At 46.2% G+C, this 17985-nt stretch carries 12 protein-coding genes; 4 read left to right on the top strand and 8 right to left on the bottom strand.

Annotation, left to right across the window (positions count from 1 at the left end; all coding sequences use genetic code 11):
- Window positions 1-189: 189 nt before the first annotated feature.
- A complete protein-coding gene (locus HMPREF3034_RS09020) occupies window positions 190-741 on the bottom strand; it encodes a sugar O-acetyltransferase (protein WP_036900832.1) in 552 nt (183 codons plus the stop codon).
- Window positions 742-748: 7 nt separating this feature from the next.
- Window positions 749-2704 carry a family 20 glycosylhydrolase gene (locus HMPREF3034_RS09025; RefSeq protein ID WP_082721752.1) on the bottom strand — a complete coding sequence of 652 codons (1956 nt, stop codon included), beginning with the start codon at window positions 2702-2704 and terminating at the stop codon, window positions 749-751.
- Between the two features lie 245 nt (window positions 2705-2949).
- Between HMPREF3034_RS09025 and HMPREF3034_RS09030 the strand changes: the two genes are divergently transcribed.
- The gene (locus tag HMPREF3034_RS09030; protein ID WP_156431089.1) at window positions 2950-3828 is read left to right on the top strand and encodes a retropepsin-like aspartic protease; all 879 of its coding nucleotides are present in this window, start codon (window positions 2950-2952) and stop codon (window positions 3826-3828) included.
- A 42-nt stretch (window positions 3829-3870) separates the two neighbouring features.
- On the top strand, window positions 3871-4125 hold the full coding sequence (locus tag HMPREF3034_RS12655) for a PDZ domain-containing protein (RefSeq protein ID WP_156431090.1): 255 nt from the start codon (window positions 3871-3873) through the stop codon (window positions 4123-4125).
- A gap of 39 nt (window positions 4126-4164) precedes the next feature.
- On the opposite strand, the gene HMPREF3034_RS13020 is transcribed toward HMPREF3034_RS12655, so the two are convergent.
- Window positions 4165-4938 carry a Kelch repeat-containing protein gene (locus HMPREF3034_RS13020; protein ID WP_231725657.1) on the bottom strand — a complete coding sequence of 258 codons (774 nt, stop codon included), beginning with the start codon at window positions 4936-4938 and terminating at the stop codon, window positions 4165-4167.
- A gap of 18 nt (window positions 4939-4956) precedes the next feature.
- Here HMPREF3034_RS13020 and HMPREF3034_RS13030 point away from each other — a divergent pair, with 18 nt between their 5' ends.
- The gene (locus tag HMPREF3034_RS13030; RefSeq protein WP_231725658.1) at window positions 4957-5286 is read left to right on the top strand and encodes a hypothetical protein; all 330 of its coding nucleotides are present in this window, start codon (window positions 4957-4959) and stop codon (window positions 5284-5286) included.
- Between the two features lie 121 nt (window positions 5287-5407).
- On the opposite strand, the gene HMPREF3034_RS09050 is transcribed toward HMPREF3034_RS13030, so the two are convergent.
- The 5 genes from HMPREF3034_RS09050 to HMPREF3034_RS09070 all read right to left on the bottom strand — a co-directional run bounded on the left by HMPREF3034_RS09050 (window position 5408) and on the right by HMPREF3034_RS09070 (window position 14268).
- A complete protein-coding gene (locus HMPREF3034_RS09050) occupies window positions 5408-6925 on the bottom strand; it encodes an arylsulfatase (protein ID WP_062435030.1) in 1518 nt (505 codons plus the stop codon).
- Window positions 6926-7129: 204 nt separating this feature from the next.
- The gene (locus HMPREF3034_RS09055) at window positions 7130-9064 is read right to left on the bottom strand and encodes a RagB/SusD family nutrient uptake outer membrane protein (RefSeq protein ID WP_062434995.1); all 1935 of its coding nucleotides are present in this window, start codon (window positions 9062-9064) and stop codon (window positions 7130-7132) included.
- Between the two features lie 25 nt (window positions 9065-9089).
- Window positions 9090-12530: a TonB-dependent receptor gene (locus HMPREF3034_RS09060; RefSeq protein WP_082721753.1), complete on the bottom strand. Its 3441-nt coding sequence runs from the start codon at window positions 12528-12530 to the stop codon at window positions 9090-9092.
- Between the two features lie 128 nt (window positions 12531-12658).
- Window positions 12659-13663 carry a FecR family protein gene (locus HMPREF3034_RS09065; protein ID WP_062434997.1) on the bottom strand — a complete coding sequence of 335 codons (1005 nt, stop codon included), beginning with the start codon at window positions 13661-13663 and terminating at the stop codon, window positions 12659-12661.
- A gap of 71 nt (window positions 13664-13734) precedes the next feature.
- Window positions 13735-14268 (bottom strand): RNA polymerase sigma factor, encoded by a 534-nt coding sequence (locus tag HMPREF3034_RS09070; protein ID WP_036900388.1) that lies wholly within the window; start codon window positions 14266-14268, stop codon window positions 13735-13737.
- A gap of 610 nt (window positions 14269-14878) precedes the next feature.
- Here HMPREF3034_RS09070 and HMPREF3034_RS09075 point away from each other — a divergent pair.
- Window positions 14879-17968, top strand: coding sequence for a SusC/RagA family TonB-linked outer membrane protein (locus tag HMPREF3034_RS09075; protein ID WP_062434999.1), 3090 nt, complete (start codon window positions 14879-14881; stop codon window positions 17966-17968).
- Window positions 17969-17985 lie beyond the last annotated feature (17 nt).

Genomic DNA, 17985 nt, shown 5'->3' on the forward strand with positions numbered 1-17985 from the left:
TGTTCTCGTAAGCGGATGCAAAAGTAATAAGAAATATAATACCAACCAAATGTTTTGAAGAAAAAGTTTAGAAATTAATATCATTTTTCTAGCTTTTTGACAAAACCAACAAAGTGACTTTATTTTCACCTTATTATATATATAACATTTCTATTTCTCTTGCTTATCAAGTATCAATTTCATACCTCACTACAGCAAACTACGTTTTACTTCACATGGATTTCCTACAGCCAACGAGTCGTCCGGAATATCGTGCACAACTACCGAACCGGCTCCGATAATACATCTTTTACCTATCTTCACACCGGGTAGAACTATCACTCCACCCCCTAACCAAGTATCTTCACCTATTACAATGGGATGAGATGTCTCTTGCGACTTCCTACGAGCCACATAATCCATCGGGTGTTGCGGCGTGTAGAACTGGCAAGCAGGCCCAACTTTCACATGGTCTTCAAATGTCACAGTGGCTCCATCGAGTACCACACAATTGTAATTAACAAACACATGATGCCCCATCCGTATGCCGTTGCCATGGTCACAGTGGAATGGCGGGCATACGGTAGAGTCATTCGGAATTCCGGGAATCAGGTCTTGAATCAGATCACGATACTCTTCACTATCAAGAGTCAGCGTCTGCAATCGAGCGCATATCTCTTTCGCATACGTCAAACTAGCCAATATCTCTGTATCGGAAAAGTCGTATAACTGCTCCGACCGCATCTTCTGGAATTCCGTCATATTTACATTATTTTGTTTCCCCAGCCTTCAGATAGCCTACTTTCAGATTGGTTATCACACTCTTGAACTGTCCGGCTTTCTGCAATGGGAATACAAGCGTACGCAGATAGTACATATCTCCACGCTTACCGAAGTTGACTTTCTTCACATCCAAGCTACTTACTTTCTTGCCATTCAGGTAGAGTACTGTATTTTCAGACGTACCTTCGATGGCTACATGAGCTTTCTCACCGGGATAAAGGTTCACACCAAAGTTATACAGATAACCGTCGCGACTGAATCCAAGGAACCCACTAGCAGGATCAGCTAGATAGAATTTTGCCTCAGGAGACTCAAACAACACTGTTCCGGGAGCCTCCGGACAAGCATCTATATCAAATTCCACGCGGTAATTCCATCCCATTTGCTCAACACCTGTTTCCTGTCCGGGTGTCACTTGAGCCAACTGCAATGCGAAATCTGCACCATGCTTACCAAGCACATTCTGCCCCACTGCCTCACTCAATCCTTGGCATTTATCCTTAAACTCGGCATAAGAGAATGTCGGTTTCGCCCCCGTCCACATTTTGGTAGCTAGTGCTTGCATAGAAGGCAATACACGATGATAAACATCTTGCAATCCTACACCATTGCCAACAATATCATTCCATACGGCAAACATACCACCTTTAATCTGCGGATAGCGTTCCGGGAACACCGCTCCATTGATATTGGCCGGCGTCCATTCTTTATAGAGTCGCTCATTCTCTAGGTAATCATAATAGTAACCAGCCTTCGGAACTATGTAAACATCTCTATCAGGAATACTGATAATATCATAACCTAACTTCATCATCTCGTCAGGTTTTGCATAATCATTAGACCACGACTGCATCATCACATCTTTTACCTTGATTGGAGTCTTCCCATAAGCGTGGGTTTGTTGTCCCCAAACCATAGCCTTCTTACCGAAACTCTCTACATAACGGATATATCTATCGGTGAAATAGCGGAATTTCTCGCGCAGTTCGGCAGTCTTGTTAGAATACTCATCGGTACCGATGTGCACCCATTTGCTGCGAAACACAGGATTTGGCCCCTCTATATATTCCTTGAACAGAGCATCCAAGAATGTATAAGTATCAGGGTTGAACAAATCAAGATGATCCATACCATACTCTTTGCTAGCCAAATCGGGACGATATTTCGTGATAGCCAATGAGTGAGCCGGCACGTCGATTTCCGGGATTATCTCCACACCTAGACTGTCGGCATACTTCTGCAACTCTATAAACTCTTTCTTAGTATAGAATCCATCACGCGCTGTCAGTCCGGGATATGTATCGCACTCCAATCTGAAAGCAGCCTGTGTCTTCATCCAATCATTATCAAAAAACTGCTTAAAACCACAGTCCGTCAAATGTATATGGAAAGTATTCATCTTATAGTATGACATCAATCGCACATACTGCCGCAACGAACGCATGGGGAAGAACTTACGACCGCAGTCAAGCATAAAGCCACGAACTGCGTAATCAGGACTATCCATCAACGCACCACAAGGCAATGTATGCGCCACACTTTGTTCCGCAATTTGCAGAATCGTACGTGTCGCCCAAAACAATCCTTTATTAGAAGGAGCCACTACCTTAGCCGACTCACCGATAGTCATGGTATAACTCTCCACATTGGCGCCTTTCTTGGCTTTCACCGCGAACGCAATATCGCCTTTCTTGGCTTTCCCTTTCACGATAGGCAAGTGCTGTCCAAACATCGTAGCATAATCATCGGCAAAGCGTTGTAGCGTTTCAAGCATCATGGCATCACCTTTCTCATACGTAATACGTGTAGGAGTAAACACCCCTTCAGTACCTTTCCACGTCTTCAATTCGGGTACGGTAAACGGTTTTTCATTCACAGCCTGCATCAATATTGGCATGCAGAACAACAGACTAAATACAAAAGTCTTTTTCCAAAAGTTCATGATAATAGAAATTTGATATATTTTCTACCGGCAAAGTTAATCAATTTTCTGAAACAACATACATTTGATAACAAAATAAAAACTGGAAAAATGAAAGAAGAATATTTCTCCGGCTAAAAATAACATCCCCTTTCTTTGCAGCTCAAAATAGTACCTTATACGTATGTACGAATTCTATTCGCCTACATAGTACATTACTTTACAAGAAAAAGTGTATCTTTGGCCTATCAACCAAAGTATACTACATGCGAAAAATCGCTTTTATCATACTTCTTTTTGCCACAATGCTGCCGGCACTCTGCCAAATTCGTGGCTACAAAACCGACTTTCAACTGTCGAAAAAAGATTTCTGCGACACCATCGATATAGAATATAAGGATGGGCAAGTGTACGTTCCCGTCATGATGAATGGCCAACGTAGATGGTTCAACCTAGACACAGGAAGCGGCCAAGGCATAGTGTATCCTGAATCACCTATAGATTATTGGCGAGAATTAGGAAACGTGGTGTCGCGCGATGCCAACGGTATAGCCGACACAGTCAAAGTGATTCAGCTGCCCGACTTCCGTCTTGGCCAGCTTACAGTGTCGGGTTATGTGGCCTCGATGATTGCCAACCGCCCCGTCAAAGCCAACTACGATACCATACTAGGGTTCGACTTATTCAGCAAAGGCATTTGTGCCAAGATAGACGTGCGGCACAAACAACTTATTATAACCGACAATCGCCATGCCTTCGAGCGCGAGCCGGGATACCGAATGAAGTACAAATTAAAATGGTTTGTGCCCTACGTTCTCATCAGTCCGTTTATACGCCATGTGGACGAAGTGCTATTCGACACTGGCGCTAAACCACTCTACACCATGAACAAAGAAAGTTTCGACCGACATGCTTATAAGAGTAAGAACGTAGAATCACAGGTAGAAGGACGCACACAAGGCCGACAAAGTATCGGAATACATGGTACGGAGAAGTTTGACGAAGTGGCATTTCTGCATCTCGACCGCTTGAAATGGGACGAGTTTGCATTTACCGACGTGCGAGCCATTACCATCCAAGGGGCTTCGCGCATCGGTGGGAGTATCTTGAAATATGGTTCCATCATTATCAATCCGTACAAGTAAAGCCTCATATTCAGCCCTTATAACAAGAAAGATAACGTGCACGTGGGCAACAAACCTATGGGTGTGGCCTTCGTTCCGCTACAGGGGAGAGCCTGTGTGGGACTCATCTTCGAGAAAAGTGCAGCCTATCAAGCCGGTCTGCACGAAGGAGACATCATCTTAAAGATTGACGGTCGTACCATTCCTACCTTCCAAGACTTCTTGAATTACAAGCTTGCGGAAAATCAACGTCACACCTTTACTGTGTTTGGAAAAAATGGAAAAACTCGGGAAGTGATGGTACCAGCCATACAATAGTTCCCAAATCGCCCATCCTCTTTCAACATTTCTATGTCTTTACTCCACTAGAGCAGAAACTATCTTCACGTCCTTTATCAAATATTTTGCAGCATCAGTAGCCTCATCACAGCCATCAAGAGGAGGGCATTTGTCTTGATTGGGGGTATGTCGATTAGGTAGATTACGCCACTTTCCGGTACGTAGGCTGAGTCGCTCGACCGCTTCTACGGCATGAAGATTGGCATATTGCGTCCCACCTATTATATATGTCCCGGTGCCAAGAGCCGATACCGTGACCGAGAAATGCTCCCATGTCTGTGGACGATAGTGCCCAACGACTTCGCCACCCATCCGTATTTCCCCCCGATGGAATGAGAAGCTAACGGCACGATCGCCATGCCTATCGGTCACATCCACCTCAAACGGGTCGTCATTTTCTGCTTGTACCATGTAATCGAAAGCTATCTTGACACGCTTTGTAGCTTCAAACACGCGGATAGCACGTGCATAATCATAGCGGTCGGAATCGACCATACAGAGTTGATGAGCCTCATCTATGTACACATCTGCCCATTTCGGGCGATAAATATTCCAATTCTTGATGGGCGCACTCGGTGCTGTTTGGGCAAAATCATCGCCTACTGGTCCTTGCCAACACGTACGTGCGGGCAACTGAATACGGCTCACCCAAATGTCTTCTTTGTTCACACTGTAGGTCAACCACGCACAACTATCATTGGGATTTTGCTCACCCTCGGTGATTCCTCGCACATAACAAGGCCCGAAATCCTTGTTCTCGGCGTCGGCCCTACTCCCGAAGGACTTATCCAACCCGAAGCTGTAGAACGATTGCACAAGATTGGCAACTGGATGCGTGCCAACGGAAAAGCTATCTACAACACCGTCACCACGCCCAACTACCACGATGGCAACGTATGGTTTACCGCCAATAAGGACGGGCGCACGCTTTATGCAATCTATACGTTGGCCGATGGTGAGACGCTTCCGTCTCAAATCCACTGGAAAGGTAACTTACCGAAAGGCAAAGTCGTACTGCTTTCCAACGGCAAAACATTGAAAACAAAGGTCAAAAATGGCGAAGTAACCGTAACATTACCCACCAGTATGAAGTCGGAATCATTTGCTATGGCATTCGTTCTTCAAAAGAAGAGCGTTTGATGAAGAATAAGGGCTACGAGATTATGGCTTATCGGCATAATTCCCATTAACTCCCCCTAACTTCCTTTTAACACCTTCATCCCCTTCTCTCGGTACAAACGAGGGAAGGGGATGAACTGTTTTACTTCGGTAATGTCACCGGATAATCCTCACTATCCACGTGCTCGGAGAGGATAATACGCTTCATCTGATCCACAATATCGGGATGCTCTGCTGCCACATCATGGTCTTCGTGAATATCGGCAGACAAGTTATAAAGATGAGGAACACCCTTGATAACTACCATTTTCCACTCTCCCATGCGCAGAGCCATTTGGTTGGTCTCCGAAAACTCCCAATATAAATAGGAGTGTCTTAGCTTCTGTTCGCCACCCAAGAGCGTAGGCAAGAACGAGATACCATCAAAGTAATCCGTCTTCTTTGCACGATTGGCATATCGACGCTTATAATCTTTTACGCCGGCCAAGTCGCAAAACGTAGGCATCAAGTCGTAGAACGCTATCATTGCATCGCTCACTTCCCCGGCTTTTACATGTCCCGGCCATCGCACGATAAACGGAATCCGAATGCCACCCTCGTAACATTGCCGTTTCAGTCCGCGCAATTTGCCATCCCGACCAAAGAATGTTGGGTCGGCACCACCCTCTTCATGAGGGCCGTTATCAGAAGTAAAGATAACGATGGTATTATCTTCGAGTCCTTTCTCCTTCAACTTTGCCAATACTTCTCCCACATATTTGTCGAGTCGACTAATCATGGCTGCAAACTGAGCATGCGTGTGTTCGGTAGCATTATAGCGCGAACCGCGATTCCCGCCCCATGTCTTATCTGTGAAAAACTTCTTCTCATAACGCTCTAAAAGCGAATCGTCGGGTTGTACCAACTCGGCATGAGGCAGTGTGTAAGTCAATATACCACAGAAAGGACGCCCTTTCTGCTGCTTATCGAGCCACGCCATAGCCTCTTGATGTATCAAGTCGGCCGAGTATTGTGGGCGTTTCCGATAGTCGCGACCATACATCGGATACTGTATATTATCCTCTAATACCACACGCGACACAGCCGTATCGCCCGCCTCCCTGCTATACTTATTCAGGAAATTGGGGAAATACAGATGTGCTTGGAACTGGCAGATATAGCCGAAAAACTCGTCCACACCGCGCTTATCGGGCGTAGAAACCGATCCTTCATAGCCTCCGGCCCATTTTCCAAACATTCCCGTGGTATAACCGTTGGCTCGAAGTATCTCCGGAATAATCACATGGTCGGGATCGTAAGGTTGCTGCCCCACGACACTGTAATCCTCATTTTGCCCATACATCACCCTTGCACTCTCCGCCCAATACTCCTTATTGCCACGTACAAGGGTATGTCCGGCATGCTGTCCGGTCATAAAACAGGCCCTCGAAGGTGCGCTCACCGGCGCCCCGGCATACGCTTGTGTGAATCGCATACCGTCGCGTGCCATACCATCTATGTTCGGTGTGGCGATGTAAGGTTGTCCATAACATCCCAAATCACCATACCCCATATCATCGCACATGATGTAGATAATATTCGGTTTCTGTACCTTCCGAGCATAAGAAGGAACCACAGCTGCCAGCGACAAAGTCCCGACGGCCAGCGTCATTTTATTCATTTCCATCATTTTATATATTTTCATGCTTCTGCAAAAATACTGTTTTTTATTGAATTGAGTCCCAAAACCTCCCCATACCTATCTATCAGGCGAATGCAATTCTCCCCTACAAACAGACATAAGTACTTATGGTAGGCACGAAGAGACGGTGTATATACACCGTCTCCCTATGCTTGTCTCGTTTACAAACAATACTGTTTGCCCTTAATTCCCCCATCCTTCGTTCTGCTTCAAGTTTGGATTGAGCACGATTTCCGTGGTTGGAATCTGGTACAGATAGTACTTTTCGAGCCATCCCTTACCCTCTTTCACTGGGTCATTGAATAGGAATACATTACCCTCAGTCATACTTCCGTTAGTTCCATCCGACAATCCTGTCGTGGGATTATACAACGTCAGGTGAGCAGCAGCGGCCTCTTTCTTCGTCGCCCATACACCCAGCGTCGGACGATTGAGGAACCATGGAGCCATACGCCAGCGACGAACATCGTAGAATCCGAATCCTTCGCCCATCAATTCAACGATACGTTCACGGCGAATCTCCCACAATACGGGATCTACCAATACACCTGTTGCATTGCCTTTCGGATAATAACGGCCGCGATTAGGGTCGAAGCTGTCATTGATATCAGCTACGGTCATAGCTGCAACACCCGCTCTCTTCCTCAACAGATTGACGGTTTTGTCGGCTACCTCTTGGGTGAATGTTCCCAATTCAAACTTCGCCTCAGCCTCGTTCAGCAACACTTCTTCTATCTTGAAGATTGGTTTATCGGCCACATTGAGACTTCCTTGGTTGAAGTTCTGTTCCCAGTTATCGGTGTTCTTCCACACATAATAACCCGAACGACAGGTTACAAACGAGCCGGTACCAAGTCGTGGAATCTGCGGAACAAGGCTTGCACTCCAGTTTTGGTCGGGCAATCGCTTCATACCTGTGCCCGGATTGCTACACGTTGCATTGATTCCCATGATGTCGATATACTCCCTATCGGCCGCATTACCGGTGAAATGCCAAGTACGATAACCTTCCGTTCCCTTGCCGGCTGCTACCTTATAAGGTGGAATCACAGTATGATACAAGCGCGGATCGCGGTCGCGGAACTCGGCATACATCGTCTTATTGCCATGGAAACCGGATGTCGCATTGGCTATAGGTTTGCCATTCTTCATCAGATAGAGTCCCACCGTGTTGGCATTCATCTCCACATAGTGAGATGATGTACGCTCGATGTAACACATATTATGAGGATTCATGTCCGGCATATACGACTTGTAGAAGATGATTCCGGGCACTCCTTTCAGGTCGTCAGTGGTCCACATCTCACCATAACCGGCTGCCGGCTGTCCATCGACACCCGTATATAGCGTGGGATAATCTTTCATCAAGAGTTCGGAAGCACGAACACTCTCTTTCAGGTAAGATTCGTACTCGCCCAGTTCATGGTATTTTCGCCATGTTCCTTCACGTAAACCGAAACGCGAGATAGCCGCACGAACACAATTCTGATCAATGGTATTATCACCGTCACGCCCTTTGAAGGAGCCTATATGCTGCTCCGCCCACTTCAAACGGTTCATCACCGAGTCGGCCACCGCCTTTCTATTCATACGCTCACCCATCACTTCGGAGTCGCCGGAAGATAACACTTTCGTCACCCAAGGCACATCACCGAAACGGTCTATCAACTCCATATACCAGAAAGAATGGAAAAAATAGCCCACAGCACGCCAATGGTCTTTCTCTGCTTGCGTCATCTTTGTATCGCCAAGATGTGACAACATGATATTGATACGGCGTATATAGGAACTGAAATCCCAGCCATTTCCCGAAGCCACAGAGGCTATATTCTGGAACGCATAGCTATTGAATCCGCTCTCATACTTACGCTCCATGTAGCCGGCATTCATGTCACTGCGGTATTGACCGTTCTCTCCCCACACGGCAAGCGACGTTCCTATCGTATTATCGGTGAACATATTGTAGCACGGCCACATAAATGCTTTGAAGTTATCGTACGACTGTAGTGCATTCTCCTCTGTCAAATCGGTCTTCGGCGTCTTCTCTAAAAAGTCGTCGTTGCAACTTGTACAGAGCAATGCTGCGCACAAACTGGTATATAATAGAATATTTTTCATGATTTAATCTTTTTATCGTTAAATACTATAAGGTAACGTTCACACCGAAAGATATGGTACGGAAAGCTGGATAATTCCACGAGAGTGTCTCCGGATCGATACCTTTTACAAGACCGGTAAACGTGGCTAGATTCTCTATACTCACAAAAGCTTTGAGCTGAGAGAGGGCCAATTGCTGTACCAGCGTACGTGGGAAAGTGTACGAAAGCGTCACGTTCTTGATACGTAAATAAGCCGCATTGGAGAGGAACTTATCTTGTATGCGGTAGTTAGAGCTTTGATTGCCGTAGTTACCATATATTCTTGCAAACTTAGCATTGGCATTTACAGGTGTATAATCGCCTCCGGCAGCATCTGTCGGCTTCCAATAATCGGCCAAACCTTCGTATAATGGTACGAATTTATAGTCGGCATACAATGGAATATTCAGCGTATTGGCCAACCAAGCATCGCGCTTAGCCGTACCCTGCAAGAACACACTGAGGTCGAATCCCTTGTAATTGGCACCCAGACTCATACCGAATACATAGCGTGGAGTGTCGTTTCCGATGACCTTTCTATCGCCGGGATTGGCGTAAGTCTGCTCACCCGATGTTATCACATTGGTGGTTTGATTGTCGTCCATCAGGTTTTTAAACTTGAAATCTCCCGGTCGTGGGTTGTATCCATCTATCTTAGTAACGCCCTCTTTCAATGCAAACGTCTTAGTATCTACGAAATCATCGGCAGTATAGAAGCCATCGTTCACATATCCCCAAATCTCTCCGAGCTGTTGACCTTCATAATAACTCGACAGCAACTTGGCCTCATTGGAGTTATACTTCACGATGACAGAGTTGTAATCAGACAGACTGAAGCCCACACGATAGCCGAATTGGCCAATCTTGTCGCGCCAATTGAGCGACAAATCCCAACCACGTGTACGCATATCAGCGGTATTTTCGTAAGGAGCTTTGGCTCCAACAACGGCGGGCAATTGCATTCCCGGCGCAAGCATACCGTCGGTATTGCGCTGATACCAGTCGAAAGTAGCAGTCAGACGGTTGTTCAACATCGTAACATCCACACCGAAATCGAGCGTCTTAGCTTTCTCCCAAGTGAAGTTAGCACTTACCAATGAGGGAATATCCGTGATGGCACTGGTGTAGTTTCCGCCCACCAACCATCCGTTATATTTATTATTCATCGGCATGGTAGGAATGAACGCGTAGGTAGAAATATTCTGATTACCAATCATACCATATGATGCACGGAGCTTCAAACCGTCTAGCCAACTGCGCGTAGGAGCCATAAACTCCTCTTCAGCAACATTCCATCCGGCAGAGACAGAGGGGAAGAAGCTGAATCTAGAAGACTTCGGGAACTTGGAAGAACCATCGTATCGACCATTAGCCTCGAAGAGATAACGATTCTTATAGTCGTAGTTCGCACGGAAGAAGCCGCCTCGTACCGAGTATTCATCGTATCCGTCCTTCATCTTCAAAGTCGATGTTCCACCACCAAGTGAGGGAACTTCGGGCACAGCCTGACCATACGAGTGAGATGTCATATAGTTATAACTACTCGATTCCTGATTGAATCCGGCCATGAACTTGAAATGATGGTCGGTCAACTTCAACGTGTATGTACCGTAAATATTCAACGCATTATAGCTCGTCGTACTCTTCTGCTTCTCCAAATAGTCGTTGGTAGGTGTCGTGTCTACCCCACCTTGTATGGTCGTATAGCTATTCTTACCGGTGTAATAGTAATAATCATAGTCTCTACGATCGTAGGTATACTCTACATTAACTTCAAAGTTCTTCAACGGACGGAGTATCGAATGCAAGAATATTCGGGGATTACTGTTCTCCGTATTCGACGCATTAGACCAACGAATTTGGTTAGCCGGTGTGAAGAAAGGTGCTCCTGCGCTGATATCTTCTATCTCTGCGGGCATATTACCTTCTGGATAAAACGACGACAGACGGGTAGAATAAATAGCTCCTAATGCCGATTGAGGCAAAGAATTATTGCTGCGTGCATAGCTGAAATTAGCCTCTTGAGTGAACCATTTGGTCACATCTGCCGACACAAAAGCACTGATATTCTTACGCACGAACTTATCCTTGTTGGTTATCAACACACCATCTTGAGAAGTAAAGCCCGATGACAAGCGATAGCGCACGGCCTTTGTACCACCCGATACCGACAGATTATGCGTGTGTTGGAAGCTTGTCTCCAGCATATTCTTCACCAAATCTTTCTCGTTCAAGAAATAGATAGCACCGTTTTCGTCCTTATACATGCCGTCTCCATAGGTTTGTAGAGAAGACGGATTGGCCTTATACTGCTTCAAAAGTTCCTGCCAACGACTCACACTGGGGGCTCCCAACGACCAATATTGGTCGCCGGCTGCATCGGCATAGGTCTGCAAATAGTCGGCCAAAGAGGCTTGCCGAGGTAGGTTGATGGCGTTGCTGAAAGCCACATTGTTATTATAGTTCACTTGGAAACGAGTGTCAGACTTTGGACGTTTGGTCGTTACGAGGATAACACCACCGGCTGCACGAGCACCATAGATGGCTGCCGAAGCGGCATCCTTAAGTACTGTCACCGACTCAATATCTTCGGGATTGAGCATATCGATAGAACCTTCCACGTTGTCTATCAGCACCAATGGGGCAATGGTAGAGCCGGAACCGATGGAGTAAGCACCACGAATTTGGAACGAACGGCTCTTTCCCGGAGCATTACCGGCACTCGAAGCCATCAGTCCGGGCACCGCTCCTACAAGCGCATCAGAGGCTTTTGTCAACGGCCTACTGCCCAAGGCGTCGTCCATTTTAACCGTTGCCACAGCACCGGTAAGGTCTTTCTTGGTAGCCGTACCGTAACCTACGACCACCACTTCATCTAGTACTTTGTGGTCTTCCTGCAATGTAACACTGTAAGTGTTTTTCGTTCCCACACGAACGGTGGCCGGTGAAAAACCTACATAAGAATATTTCAAAGTGGCATTGGCCGGCACCTCCAATTGATAGTGCCCGTCTATATCGGTTATCGTGGCCTGTGTTGTACCATCGACTGCCACGGTTACGCCAATCAGCGGTTCGCCTTTGCTATCGACCACCGTACCCGTTATTTTCTTACCTCTACTAGGTTGCGTGCTTGGATGGGCACGTCTAGTCAACACAATTTGTTTGCTCGACTCCATACGATACACGATGTCCGTGCCTTTCAAAAGTCGGTTGAGTACGGTTTCAATCTTGTCGTTACTCGCCGAAACCGATACTGTCTTGTTTAAATCGGGCATCTGCTCACTATAGAAGATGTTGTAGCCCGATTCACGCTCTAACTGCTGAAGCACTTGCTGGATAGTCTTATCCTGCGCTTTGAATGTAATTTGGGCATGGCCTAACTGTACTGACAGTGCCAACAAGCCCATCGCACTCATTCGGATTAGGTTATTAATTCTTTGATTCATATCACTAAGGTTAAAAAATGATTCAAGTTTTCATGTATATATTGCCGATTTGCCTGTGGGGCGAACAATTATCCGGACGTTATTCTCTTCTTTCTTCTCATGGTATTCCTACGTTTTAGACGTTTAGACTATATAGATTCATCTCTTCGTTTACTCAACACGACCGTATTTCCTTGCCGTTCATAGTTCAAAGGATAAGTGGCAGCGATGACATGGAGTACACTGTCGAGACCGTTATTACTGATGCTTCCGGCAAATGTAACACTCCGAAGACTATTCGATTTGAACACCACTTTCACACCATATTGCCGTTCCAATGTCTTCGCGAGTTCTGCCAAAGTCACCGAACGGAAGTATAGATTATCGCCACGACGGAAGTCTACGTTGCGCACATCGTCTATCTGCTGTTTCAGGAATGCGTGTGTGCGATGATTGTAGCTTACTTGTTGGTTGGGCATCAATATCAAAGAGGCACTCTTGTCAGACACTTTCACCTTACCTTCTACCAACGATGCCGTTACGGTAGAGTCGCCATGATAGCCCTTCACGTTGAAGATAGTACCCAAGGCCTCCACATTCACACCGTTACAAGATACCACAAAACGTTTGGCAGCATTCTTTGCCACTTCAAAATAGGCCTCACCATTGAGCTTCACGATTCGTTCGGCCACATTGTAATCGGCATTGTACGTGAGTCGTGAACCCGAATTGAGCCACACCTTCGTACCATCGGGCAGCACCATCCGAGCCTTTTGCCCGTTGTCGACCACCATCTCGGCCACCTCACCATGCCTGTCGGGCGTAGCCGAACGTACACCATATATATATGTTGCCAATCCAACGCCCACCAGAAGCAGTATTGATGCCGCTATCTTACCTAGCGTAAAGAGGATGTTACGGCGCGGTTTGTCAACCTCATCCATATCGTTTTGGATGGCAGCCCACACATCCCGACTGCATTGCTCGTCCATATCGTGCGATACAGAAGCCCACAATCGGCGGTCAGCCTCATCGGTTTCCTCCTGCCTTTCATCATTACCGAGCCATTCTTCCAGCCTGTCTCGTTCTTCCTGTGAGGCTTCATGCCTCACTAGTTTTTCTAATAATATATTGTATATGTGTATATTTGCCATACGTATAGGGTGTCAATACATCTATATATAGTACCGACATGAAGAAAAGGATTACAAGAAATAGAAAAAAATCACTTGAGTTTTGATTGCAAAAAGTGCAATACCCGACGCACCTGTGTGGCCACCGTCTTCTCCGAGATAGACAGAAGTGCAGCTATCTCTCGATAAGTCATGTCCGATTTCCAATAGAGCATGAAGACTTGTCTGCGTGCTTCGGGCAATTCAGTAGTTAACTTTAATATCTGTTCCTCCACAAGATGACGGTCTATGTCGCGCTCTATATAGGCCGCATGCCCTTGCCGTTCTAGCTTCAGACGATTCATAATATTCTGTCGAAGCAGCTCCCGATGCAGATAATGGTACACCGCATGCCGGGCAACACTGAAGAGATAGCCCTCAAAATTCCCGTCGACATCTATGTTCATACGCTTGTTCCAAATATGCAGAAACACATCGTGCGTAATATCCTGAGCCGTAGACGAGTCTTTGACAAGTGAGAATACGAAGTTATACACCCATCCGTTGTACGCATCGTACACGGTTTTAAGGGCATACATCTTACCTTTTCGAAGATTTTCCAGAACAGCTTGGTCTATGGTTTCCATCCTATCTCACCCACTTCTAACTCTATGTTTTCCAGTCTGATTATAATCTTTGATACTGCAAAGATATAAAAATTGAAGCGGAATCCAATTATCTTGCTTGAGAAACAATACTATGATACCACATCACATGAGTCTGCTTGTCAACTCGAAAAAACCTCTCTTCCTTTGGAAGGGAAGAGCTTATCACCTCAAAGACTTACAAACTTAAATTCTTGCAGAGCCTTGGCAATGTTACTGCATAGTCGCTTCAGCACTGCTGAAAAAGCGCGGCAGCAAGGTTGCTTAGCCGTTGCAGCAACTTAAGTTTGTAAGTCTTTAGGTTGATAAGTTGCTGAGTGAGTTCTTAAATTCATAAGTTTTACCTAGCAAATAAGACACCAACAAGACCACAAAGACCACTTACAAACTACCAGTTTGGTTTATAACACTTATAAAAAAGACTATTATTAAAATAGGTATACAATTATTTAAGATAAATTTGGAAGTAATATAAAAAAGTATTACTTTTGCCACCAACAACCAAAACAAAATACAAGTAAAACATAATTATTTACAAAAATTACTTTAAAAAGTAAATTTTCTATAACATCTATATCTAATATCTTTTATTATGGCATTAAAAACAAAGCGAAATCTTTCGCATTTCGGGAAAGGATGTTTTGCAGTTAATCTCGCTGTAGGACTATTCACACTCACTCCCATCAACGTGTTTGCCACAACAAATGCTGCCACTGTGACCAGTGTACAGCAACAGAAGCACCAAATCTCAGGTACAATTACCGATGTAGCTGGTGAACCTATTGTTGGAGCATCAATCACTCAACTGAATGGTGGAGGCATCGGAACGGTTACCGACATCGACGGTAAGTTCACAATCAACGCTGCCCCCGGTACCGTTTTGAAGATTACGTACGTGGGATTCTCACAACAGGCCATCACGGTAAAGGACGGTGTGAAGACTTACAACATCCAGCTGCGTGAAGACCAGCAGTCACTCAACGAAGTGGTTGTCGTGGGTTACGGCGTACAGAAGAAGGCCAACCTGACCGGTTCGGTTACTTCTATCAACTCAGAGGCCTTGGCCAGCCGCCCGGTAACAAGCGTATCGTCGGCCTTGGCAGGTACGATGTCGGGTGTAACGGCCATCCAACGTTCCGGAGAACCGGGATCGCAGAACGGAAGTATCACCATTCGAGGAAAGAACTCCATCAATGCTGCCAGCCCATTGGTGATCGTCGATGGTGTTCCGGGGTCTATGGACAACATCGATCCGCAGGATATCGAGTCGGTATCTGTATTGAAAGACGCCGCATCGGCTGCCATCTATGGTGTGCAAGCTGCCAACGGTGTCATCGTGATTACAACCAAAAAGGGACAGAACGGACAAAAGACTCGCGTGGATTACTCTGGTATGGTGTCGTTCACATCGCCTACAGACCACTTCAAGTTCTTGGGGGCGGCCGACTATGCCATGCTGTATAACGAGGCTACACTCAACGAAAATCCGGGAGCTACAATTCCATTCTCCAAAGAAGATATACAGAAGTTCCGCGACGGAAGCGACCCTATCGGGCATCCAAACACCGACTGGTACAAGGAAACCTTCAAGAGTAGTGCCATGGAGACACAACATAATATGGCCATCTCCGGTGGAACTCAGAACACCACATATATGGGTTCGCTGGGCTACACCTACCAGAACGGTATGACACACAGCCGCAGCTACAACCGTTACAACGGTCGTATGAACATCAATTCTAAGCTGAACAACTGGCTGTCTATCGGTTTGAACGCATCGGCTTACCGCGGAATCACGAAAGACGCATACAAGAGTGCGGCTTCACTGGTTCAGAACGTAAACCGTATACCGCCCACCTTCCCCATTTACAACGAAGACGGTACGTACCACTATGCCGGAATGGACAACCCAGTAGCCCTCAACGGCGACCAGACGGGGTCGATGAAGAGCTACAAATCACAGTTCTTCGGAACCGCTTACGTGGAAATCACCCCCATAACAGGGCTTAGCCTCAAGGCATTGTACAACATCCGCCACGACAACCAAGACTATCGTAACTTCAAGAAGTATTATGAATATGGCCAGCCGGGCAAGATGGAGAAGTCCGGAGTGCGCGAAGGCGAGCATAATTACTACAACTGGAACTGGTATACCACACAGTTGCTGGCCAACTACATGAAGACTTTTGCAAAGCATCACACCGTGAATACATTGCTCGGCTACGAGCAGGTAGACTACAACTATCGCTATACAAAGGCTAGCCGACAAGGCGGTGGCAGCAACGACCTGCACGAATCGCTGAACACACTCGACTCCGACGGACAGAAAAACAGCGACGGTGGATACGACACCGGCCGTCGTTCATACTTCGGTCGTGTACAGTACGACTACGACAGCAAGTACCTGTTCGAGTTCAATATGCGTGCAGACGGTTCTTCTATCTTTGCTAAAGAAAACCGCTGGGGCTACTTCCCCGCTGTATCTGCAGCTTGGAGACTCTCCGAGGAGCAGTTCGTCAAGAACAGCGCACCTTGGATTAGCAACTTGAAAGTGCGCCTCGGATGGGGTAAGACCGGTAACGAGGAGTTGAAAGCTGGAGACGTTTACCCGGCTATCCCGACTTACTCTTACGGCACAACCGTATTGGGTAGCGCCTTGACAACCACAACCTACGAGTCACGCTATGTAAACAAAAATTTGAAATGGGCTACTGTAACCAACTACGAGTTGGGTATCGAAGCTGGATTCTTGGACAACAAGTTCGGATTTGAGCTCGACCTCTATAAGAAGAAGACCAACGACATGTTGCTGAAACTCCCTATTCAAGGTGTCATCGGTATGGAAGCTCCTTATCAGAATGCCGGTAGTGTGGAGAATACCGGTTTTGATCTGAACCTCTTCCACAACAACCGTATCGGCAAAGACTTCCGTTACTCTGTCAATATGAACATCTCTTATGTTCGCAACAAGATTGTCGACATGAGCGGAACAGAAGGTCCTTCAAGCAATAACAAGATATGGTATCTCGAAGGACAGCCCATCGGAGCTTTCTACGGATACGTAGCTGACGGGTTCTTCAATACGGAAGAAGAGCTGAAAGCAGGTCCGAAACGTACCGGACGAGAGAAACTTGGCGACATTAGATACAAAGATTTCAACGACGATGGTAAGATTACAGCTGCCGACCGCAAGGTTATCGGTAAGAACTTTCCAAGCTGGACAGGCGGTTTGAACCTCAATCTGTACTACAAGGACTTCGACTTGATGATGTTATGGCAGGGTGCTTTCGACGTAGATGCATACTTCACGGGTGAGGCAGCCTATGCTTTCTTTAACAGCGGAAAGGTATTGAAGCGTCATCTCGACCGTTGGACACCGGATCATCACAATGCTTCTTACCCACGTATTACACGTAACGATCAAACCAACTTCGCCGTTTCATCATTCTGGCTGCAAGATGCATCTTACGTAAGATTAAAGAATATCACGCTCGGTTACAGTCTTCCAAAGAACCTTATCAACAAGTTGGGCATAAGCAATGCCAAGGTATTCGTATCAGGCGAGAACCTTTTGACATTCGATCATCTTGAGGGTATCGACCCAGAGGCTCCTTACGATGGCCGCGGTGCATTCTATTCTAACGTGAAGAAGATTTCTTTTGGACTGAAAGTTTCATTCTAACATAAAACATGATACAC

This window comes from Prevotella sp. DNF00663 (assembly GCF_001553265.1).
Lineage (GTDB): Bacteria > Bacteroidota > Bacteroidia > Bacteroidales > Bacteroidaceae > Prevotella.